An 8310-nucleotide genomic window follows, 5' to 3' on the forward strand; every position below is an offset into this window, starting at 1 on the left:
GCCAGCGGTTTACCCACCCACGCGGCGCCAATAAACGACGACAGGCCGACACCAAAAATCGTCAGGGCCAAACCGGTGGCCACCTGATTGGCGTTAAAGCCCAACGCCACCGCCGCGAACAACAGCGATAAGAGCATGCCGGCGGCCATCGCCAACAGCACGCCGAGCCATAGGCTGCCGGTGCTAAACGCGACGATAAAACCCACCACCGCGCCAAACAGCATCATGCCTTCTTGCCCCAGGTTGAGGACGCCGCTTTTCTCACAAATCAACTCGCCCAAGGCCACCAACAACAACGGCGTACCGGTGCGGGCCATGGCGAAGAGAATATTGCTTAACAGGTCGAGATCCATCGGGTGTTGCTCCGTAGAAATTGTTATAGCTCTGTGATCGTGGGACGGCTTGCCCTCACCCCTAGCCCCTCTCCCGCAGGCGGGAGAGGGGAACCGACCTGTATATGGTCTGTCTCCTTCGCCCCTCGGGGAGAGGGCTGGGGTGAGGGGGCTCAGACCAGCGCTTCTTTCACGCCCACACGCCGGCGCCAAACCGCCTTCAGCCGCGGCCGATACAAAATCAACACATCGCAGGCCAAGAGGAAAAACAGCATCATCCCCTGGAACAATTGGGTAATCGCCTGGGGTAAATTCAGGCTCAGTTGTGCGCTTTCCCCACCGATATACAGCAGCGCCATCAGCAAGCTGGCGAACACAATCCCCAACGGATTAAGCCGACCAAGAAAGGCCACGGTAATCGCCGCATAGCCATAACCCGGCGATACCTGCGGCACCAACTGACCAATCGGCCCGGCCACTTCCGCCACGCCGGCTAACCCTGCCAGCGCGCCGCTAACCAGCAAGGCAAACCACACCAGGCTTTTTTCCCGGAAGCCGACAAAGCCCGCTGCGCGACGGTCGAGCCCGAGCACTTTGATTTGAAAGCCGAGAAAGCTTTTCTGCAGCAGTACCCAGATCGCCACAATCGCCAGCAGGGCGAAATACACCCCGGCGTGCAGGCGGCCGTCTTCACTGAGCAGCGGCAAGCGCGCCATATCGCCAAACATGGCCGACTGCGGAAAGTTGTAGCCTTCCGGGTCTTTCAACGGGCCATGGACGAAGTACAGAAGCAGGTTCAGGGCGATGTAGTTGAGCATGATGCTGGTGAGGATCTCGTTGGCGTTGAATTGCGTGCGCAGCCACGCCGTCAGCCCGCCCCAGGCCGCGCCGGCAACGGTGCCGGCAGCCAACACCCAGACCAGCGCCCAGCGGCTTTCCCAGTCGATGATATTCACCGCCACAGCACTGCCCGCCAACGCCCCCAGCAACAGCTGGCCTTCAGCACCGATATTCCAGATGCGTGCCTGATAAGCCACGGCCAAACCCAGGGCGCAGAGCAGAATCGGTAGGGTTTTGACCAACAGCTCGGAGACGCCGTACCAGTCGCTAATCGGCGCGATCAATAGGGTGTGCAGGGTTTTTACCGGGCTCAGGCCCAGGGCCAAAAACAGTAGCGAGCCGCACACCAGCGTCAGCACGGCGGCCAACAACGGTGACAGCCAGAGCATGGCGCGCGATTGCTGGCCGCGCGGTTCCAGGGATAACAACATGAAGTGCTCCGTCAGCTCAGGGTGGCAGCGCTGCTGGCGCTGGAACCGGGGGAAAGGTTGGGCGCCTGCGGCGCAAATTGGCCGGCCATCCAGCGGCCGACGTCGGCGGGCGTGGTGCTGGCGGTGGCGGTTAATGGCGAGAGCGTGCCGCCGGATAAGGCACCAAGGTGGTCGCTGATTTGGAACAGTTCGTCGAGGTCTTCGCTGATTACCAGAATCGCCGCGCCGGCATCGCGCAGGGCGATCAAGGCACGGTGAATGGCCGCCGCCGCGCCAACGTCCACACCCCAGGTTGGGTGTGCCGCCACCAGCAGTTTTGGCTGCTGGAGGATTTCCCGACCGAGAATAAATTTCTGCAAATTACCGCCAGACAGGCTGCGCGCGGGCGCTTCGGCGTTCGGGGTTTTTACCGCAAAGCGTTGAATAATTTCCTCGGCAAAGGCCAGCACCTTGGCGCGCTGGATCAAGCCCTTGCTGAGCAAGCCTTGCTGAAAGCCGGTGAGCAAGGCGTTGTCGGAAAGCGACATATCCGGCACCGCACCATGGCCCAAACGTTCGGCTGGCACAAAGGCCAACCCGCGCTGACGGCGGGCGTCGGGATAAAGGTTGGCGATTGGCTGGTCGTCCAGGCTGATGCGCTCACGCTCACCACGGGCCAAACGCACTTCACCGCTCAGCAAAGCGAGCAATTCATCCTGGCCATTGCCGGCGACACCGGCGATGCCGACGATTTCGCCGCTACGCACTTCTAACCGCAGGTGGCTTAGCGAGGTGCCGAAGGGGTCGATGTTATGCCAGCTAAGGTCGTCCACTCGCAGGCGCACCAAGCCGCCGCTGACCTTCGGGTAACTGCTTTCCAAGCCTTCAGCATCGCCGACCATCAGCTTGGCCAGCTCCAGGTCCGAGCATTCAGCTGGCACGCAATGCCCCGACACCCGCCCGCCGCGCAGCACGGTTGCGCTCTGGCAGAGGGCGCGTACTTCGCCGAGCTTGTGGCTGATAAACAAAATGCTGCAGCCCTCGGCGGCCAGGCGCCGCAGGGTAGCGAAGAGTTCGTCGGCTTCCTGCGGCGTGAGTACCGAGGTGGGCTCATCGAGGATCAGCAGTTTGATGTCCTGCATCAGGCACCGCACGATCTCCACCCGCTGACGCTCGCCAATTGACAGGCTATGCACCAAACGTTGCGGCTCCAACGCCATGCCATAACGCTGCGACACCTCGCGAATACGCGGCTCCAACTGCTTGGGCGTGCCGGCTTGCTTGCCCATGGCCAAGGCAATGTTCTCGGCCACGGTGAGCGTTTCAAACAGCGAGAAATGCTGGAACACCATGCCGATGCCCAGGTGTCGGGCCATGGCTGGGTCGCGCATTTTCAACGCCTCGCCCTGCCAAATAATGCTGCCGCTATCAGGCTGGGTGACGCCGTAGATGATCTTCATCAGCGTACTTTTGCCCGCACCGTTTTCGCCCAGCAATGCATGGATTTCTCCAGCTTCGATGCTTAAGTCGATACGGTCGTTGGCAAGCGTGCCGGGGTAGCGCTTGGTGATGCCTTGCAACTGCAAGCGCGGAACGGGAGGTGAACTGGACATGGTCACTGACTCAAGAAAAGACAACTGTGGCTGGCATAAGCAAAAACTTGGCCAGCCGGTCAGAAACTGGCGTTAGAGGGGGTGGGTATTTTTTTGATGGGGTTGAGGGCACAAGGGTGGTGCGCAGAGCGTTAGCGAAAAAAGGCCGGCCGAACGCTGCGGCACCTGGGTCCCCGCCTGCGCGGGGACGACGGAGTTGCTATTCCATACCTCCGTCATTCCGGCGTAGGCGGGAGTCCAGTGATGGGGCAATGTGGTGCGCAGGGCGCCGACGGAAAGGGGGCGGCCGAACGCTGCGGCACCTGGGTCCCCGCCTGCGCGGGGACGACGGAGTTCCTGTTCCTAACCTCCGTCATTCCCGCGTAGGCGGGAATCCAGAGTGGGTCAGGCTTACGGGGGCGACCAGCAAACCTCAATTGCGTTTTACAGGCGCTGCAAAATGCTGCGGCCGCGGGTGATATCGCCGAGGGTTTTTTGCAAGTCGGGGAGGCGTGCTTCAGGAATCGCTAACTGCAATGTGGCGCCATCTGCGTCGTATTGTTCACCTTCCAATACCGTCTCCAACTCGCTCAGGCGCGCTTTTAAAATCGGCAACTCCGCAAACAAGCAGTGGCAGGCGCATTGCACGCGGCTGACCAATTCCACCCGCTCACCCGCCTGCAAACACTTGCTCGCGCCACCGCCGTACGCGCGAGCCAGCCCACCCGTGCCGAGCTGAATACCGCCATACCAGCGAATAACCAGCACCACTACCTGGTCGCAATCCTGGCCTTCAATCGCGGCCAGTATCGGCCGCCCCGCCGTGCCGCTCGGTTCACCGTCGTCGCTAAAGCGGTACTGCTGCCCCACCTTCCACGCCCAGCAGTTGTGGGTGGCGGCCAGGTCGCTGTGGCGCTCGATAAACGCCTGCGCCTCGGCCGCGCTGGTTATCGGCGCAGCCAAGGTCAGAAAACGGCTTTTTTTGATGTCCTCGCGGTACTCGCAAGGTTGGGCCAGGCTAAACGGCATCAGGCGCTAGGCGGCGTAAGCCCGCAGCCTTTGAGGATGATATGGATAAGGGTGTCGGTGGCCACGGCAAAGTCTTCTTTGGCCAGCTTTTTGCGCCCGGTGAGGCGGCACACTTGCTGGTTAAAGTCGGCGTAATGCTGGGTGCTGCTCCACAGCAAAATGATCAGGTGGATCGGGTCCACCGGGTCAATCTTGCCGGCGGCAATCCAGGCCTCAAACACGTCGGCGCGGCCACGGAACCAGGTCAGGTAGTCCTGGTTGAAGTACTCCGACAGGCACTCGCCGCCGCCAATCACTTCCATGGCGAAGATCTTTGAGGCCAACGGCTGGCGCCGCGAGAACTCCATCTTGGCGCGGATATACGCGGCCAAGGCCACGGCCGGATCGTCTTCGGCTGTGAGGTTGTTAAAGGTGCTGTCCCACAGTTCGAGGATATTGCTCAGCACCGCCAAATAGAGCCCCAGCTTGTTGCTGAAGTAGTAGTGCAGGTTGGCTTTGGGCAGGCCGACCGTTTGCGCGATGGTGTTCATGCTCGTGCCTTTGAAACCATGGCGAGCGAACTCTTCTTCGGCGGCCGCCAGAATCGCTTCTTCGTTTTTCTGGCGGATACGCCCGGCCGGTTTGCCGGTGTTTTTCGCGGTGTGCGCGGGGACTTCGAAGTTCATAACTACAACCGAACCGTTGAGTGTGGGGAGCCTGTGCACTGATAACCCAGGCGGCTGCCCGCTTACAAGCGCATGACGCAGAAAAAGCGGCGGATGTCGTAGTAAGTGTGGGTTGTGCACCGTCGTTGTGCGCGCCGGGTGGGTGTGTGCGCGTTTTTGTGGCCTGGTGCGGGCGGCTCGGTGCGATCAACAACTGTCCTGGTGGTCAACAAAGGCCGCTGCCATCGGCGTTTCACTCACCTTGGCACAGCCTCTGCAAAGACCTGTTTCGAGTAGAAGCGGTTAGCGTCGAGGCTTGTTTTTTTCGACGTAGGACATTGCTCTTGCGGCCACCCGGTCGCACACCCGGTATTGGGTGCTTGTTCCTGGCAGTTGCCTGGACGAGAGAGAGGTCAGCCATGCGCCGTTTCCATCACATCGTCATGACTCTTCCGCCAGCAGGCATCGCCCTGCTGCTCGCTCGCACCCCATCCGGTTTCCCTAGCAGCCCTTTATGCAGAGAGACCTTCGCCATGAAAGCACGCGTTGTTTTGGGTTCCATCGCTTCTATCCTGTTGAGCCTGAGTGCACAGGCCAACGACAAAATCGTGTTGCTCACCTCCTGGTACGCCCAGGCCGAGCAGGGCGGTTTTTACCAGGCTCAGGCCACAGGCATTTATGCTGCCAACGGCCTGGACGTGGAAATCCGCATGGGCGGGCCACAGGTCAACGGCATGCAGTTGCTGCTGAACAAGCAGGCTGACGTGATCATCAACTACGACCTGCAAGTGCTCGCCAGCGTGCAGCAAGGCTTGCCGGTGGTGGCTATCGGCGCGCCGTTTCAGGGTGACCCGCAGGGCATGCTGACCCACGCCGATGTCACCGCGCTGGACGGTTTGAAAGACAAAAAAATCCTTGTCTCCACCTCCGGACAAACCACGTGGTGGCCCTGGTTGAAAGGTAAATACGGTTTCAGCGATGCCCAGGCGCGCCCGTACACCTTTAACCTGCAACCGTTCTTTGCCGACCCCAATACCGCGCAACAGGGCTACCCCACCTCCGAGCTGTTCCAAGCACAAAAGGCCGGCGAAAAAGCCAACTTCTTTCTCTTCGCCGACGCCGGTTACCCGCCCTATGGCTCGACCCTGGTTACGCGACAGGACGTGATCGCCACGCGCCCCGAAGTGCTGCAACGCTTTGTCGCCGCCAGCATGCAAGGCTGGAAAAGCTACCTGGCCGAGCCCGCGCCCGCCAACGAGTTGATCAAAAAAGACAACCCGAGCATGAACGACGAATTGCTCGCCTGGGGTGTGGCCAAGCTCAAGGAATATCACCTGGTTGAGGGCGGCGATGCGGCCACTCATGGCATCGGCACCATGACCGATGCGCGCTGGCAGGCGACCCGCGATTTTATGGTGCAGGCCAATTTGCTCAGTGCCGACACCAACTGGAAAAAAGCCTACGACACGCGCTTTGTCCGTGACCTGAAAGTGCTGCCGGCTGCCGGCGACGTCGCTGCCCAATAAGAACACTCAAGCGCCGCCAGCCAAGAGCCGCGCCAAACGATCCGATGAGGAAACCGCCATGCTTGTCACCCAACAACCCGTACTGCGCCGCTTCTGGTATGCCCTGATGCCGGCAAGTTTTATTGCCGATGGCCCCAAGCCGTTCACCTTACTCGGCGAACGCCTCGTACTGTTTATGGGCAAAGAGGGCCCGGTGGCCCTGGCCGACCGCTGCTGCCACCGCACCGCGCAATTGTCCAAAGGCTGGGTCGATGACGGTGTGATCGTCTGCGGCTACCACGGCTGGCGCTATGACGGCAGCGGCGCCTGCGTGTGCATTCCGCAGCAAGCCGACAACGCCCCCATTCCCGCCGGTGCGCGCACCGACGCCTACCATTGCCAGGAAAAGTACGGCTACGTGTGGGTGTGTCTCGGCGAGCCGCTGCAACCGATTCCGCACTTTGATGAAGACGGCCAGCCGCAGTACCGGCGCATTTTCCAGTTCTATGAAGAGTGGCAAACCAGCCCGCTGCGCTTTATGGAGAACTCCTTTGATAACTCGCACTTCAGCTTTGTGCACAAGGCTAACTTCGGCATGCTCAGCCAGCCGAAACCGTCGAAGTATTTACTCGAGCAAAACGAGTGGGGCTTTGCCGCCGAGACTATTGTGCCGATCAACAACCCAGTGGCCGGCCATCGCGTAACCGGCTCCAGCGCACCGACCACCACCCGCCACTTGTTCAACCGTTGGCACTTGCCGTTTGTGCGGCGCTTCGGCTGCACCTACCCGGACAGCGGCTTGCACCACATCATTTACAACTGCGCCACGCCCATCGACGACAAGCGTATTCAGCTGGTGCAGTGGCTGTATCGCAACGACAGCGAGGAGGCGTGCAGCACGGAAGAACTGATCGCCTGGGACGCGCCGATTACCCTGGAGGACAAAGAAATTCTCGAAGCCACCGACTACGACGCTTGCGTCGATACGCGGCGGCGCGTGGAGTTTCATATGGAGTCGGACAAGCCCGGCTTGATCATGCGCAAGATGCTCTTTGAGCTGCTGCAACAACACGGTGAAGAAGAGCAATTCCGCCCTGCGGGCATGCCGCTATGAACGCCGCCTTTAACCTGCCAGTAAGCGAAGAGCCACCGGTGCTGCTGGCCAACCAGGTGGAGAAAACCTACGGCAACGGCACCCATGCGCTGCAGAAAATGAAACTGGAAATTGGCCGGGGCGAGTTTGTTTCGCTGCTCGGCCCATCCGGCTGCGGCAAGAGCACGCTGCTGAAAATGTTCGCGGGCCTGGAACAGCCTTCGGCGGGCCATGTGCGGTGGTGGGGCAAGGGCGAAATCAGCCCGACCGCTGCCGAGCAAAAGCTGGCCATGGTGTTTCAAGAGGCGACGTTGATGCCCTGGGCTAAGGTCGCCGACAACGTGCGCCTGCCATTGGACCTGGCGCGGGTTAAGCGCGAAGAAAGCGCGCCACGGGTACAGGCGGCTTTGGAAATGGTAGGGCTGGGCAAATTCGGTGGCGTGTACCCACGCGAGCTGTCTGGCGGAATGCAAATGCGCGCCTCGATTGCCCGCGCGTTGGCCACCGAACCCAATCTGCTGTTGATGGATGAGCCCTTTGGCGCGCTGGATGAATTCACCCGCAACCGGCTGGACAGCGACTTGCGCCAGCTTTGGGCGCGGCGTGATCTGACCGTGGTGTTTGTCACCCACAGTATTTACGAGGCGGTGTTTTTGTCCTCGCGCGTGGTGGTAATGGGCGCGCGGCCGGGGCGGTTGATTGCCGATGTGAAGATTGAGGGGCCGCAGGAACGGGATGAAGCGTTTCGCATGTCGGCAGGGTTTATTGAACAGTGCGCGCGGTTGTCGGCGTTGTTGGTGGAAGCGAATGGGGAGGGGCATTGAATCTTCGGTGCTGCTGGCCCTCACCCCTTGCCCCTCTCCCG

At 60.8% G+C, this 8310-nt stretch carries 7 protein-coding genes and 1 pseudogene; 3 read left to right on the forward strand and 5 right to left on the reverse strand.

Annotated elements, in window-relative coordinates:
* The 5 genes and pseudogenes from AAAB16_RS08955 to AAAB16_RS08975 all read right to left on the reverse strand — a co-directional run.
* Positions 1–353 (reverse strand): annotated as a pseudogene (locus tag AAAB16_RS08955) (ABC transporter permease); the annotation flags it as partial.
* A 152-nt stretch (positions 354–505) separates the two neighbouring features.
* Positions 506–1603, reverse strand: coding sequence for an ABC transporter permease (locus tag AAAB16_RS08960; protein ID WP_340663018.1), 1098 nt, complete (start codon positions 1601–1603; stop codon positions 506–508).
* Positions 1604–1614: 11 nt separating this feature from the next.
* Positions 1615–3195 (reverse strand): ABC transporter ATP-binding protein, encoded by a 1581-nt coding sequence (locus tag AAAB16_RS08965; RefSeq protein ID WP_340663019.1) that lies wholly within the window; start codon positions 3193–3195, stop codon positions 1615–1617.
* A gap of 423 nt (positions 3196–3618) precedes the next feature.
* Positions 3619–4203, reverse strand: a complete 585-nt coding sequence (locus AAAB16_RS08970) for a YigZ family protein (RefSeq protein ID WP_340663020.1) — start codon at positions 4201–4203, stop codon at positions 3619–3621.
* Positions 4203–4868, reverse strand: a complete 666-nt coding sequence (locus tag AAAB16_RS08975) for a TetR/AcrR family transcriptional regulator (RefSeq protein WP_340663021.1) — start codon at positions 4866–4868, stop codon at positions 4203–4205. Before AAAB16_RS08975 ends, AAAB16_RS08970 begins: the two co-directional genes overlap by 1 nt.
* Before the next feature lie 512 nt (positions 4869–5380).
* On the opposite strand from AAAB16_RS08975, the gene AAAB16_RS08980 reads away from it, so the two are divergent.
* Genes AAAB16_RS08980 through AAAB16_RS08990 form a run of 3 tightly spaced genes read left to right on the forward strand, consistent with a single transcriptional unit; the run spans position 5381 to position 8269 of the window.
* Positions 5381–6373, forward strand: coding sequence for an ABC transporter substrate-binding protein (locus AAAB16_RS08980; protein ID WP_340663022.1), 993 nt, complete (start codon positions 5381–5383; stop codon positions 6371–6373).
* A 58-nt stretch (positions 6374–6431) separates the two neighbouring features.
* Positions 6432–7466, forward strand: a complete 1035-nt coding sequence (locus AAAB16_RS08985) for an aromatic ring-hydroxylating dioxygenase subunit alpha (protein WP_340663023.1) — start codon at positions 6432–6434, stop codon at positions 7464–7466.
* Complete coding sequence (locus AAAB16_RS08990; RefSeq protein WP_340663024.1) at positions 7463–8269, forward strand: ABC transporter ATP-binding protein; 807 nt, start codon at positions 7463–7465, stop codon at positions 8267–8269. The genes AAAB16_RS08985 and AAAB16_RS08990 overlap by 4 nt, the downstream gene beginning before the upstream one ends.
* The last annotated feature ends 41 nt before the right edge of the window (positions 8270–8310 follow it).

The sequence above is a fragment of the Pseudomonas sp. genome, assembly GCF_037994325.1.
Classification (GTDB): Bacteria; Pseudomonadota; Gammaproteobacteria; order Pseudomonadales; family Pseudomonadaceae; genus Aquipseudomonas.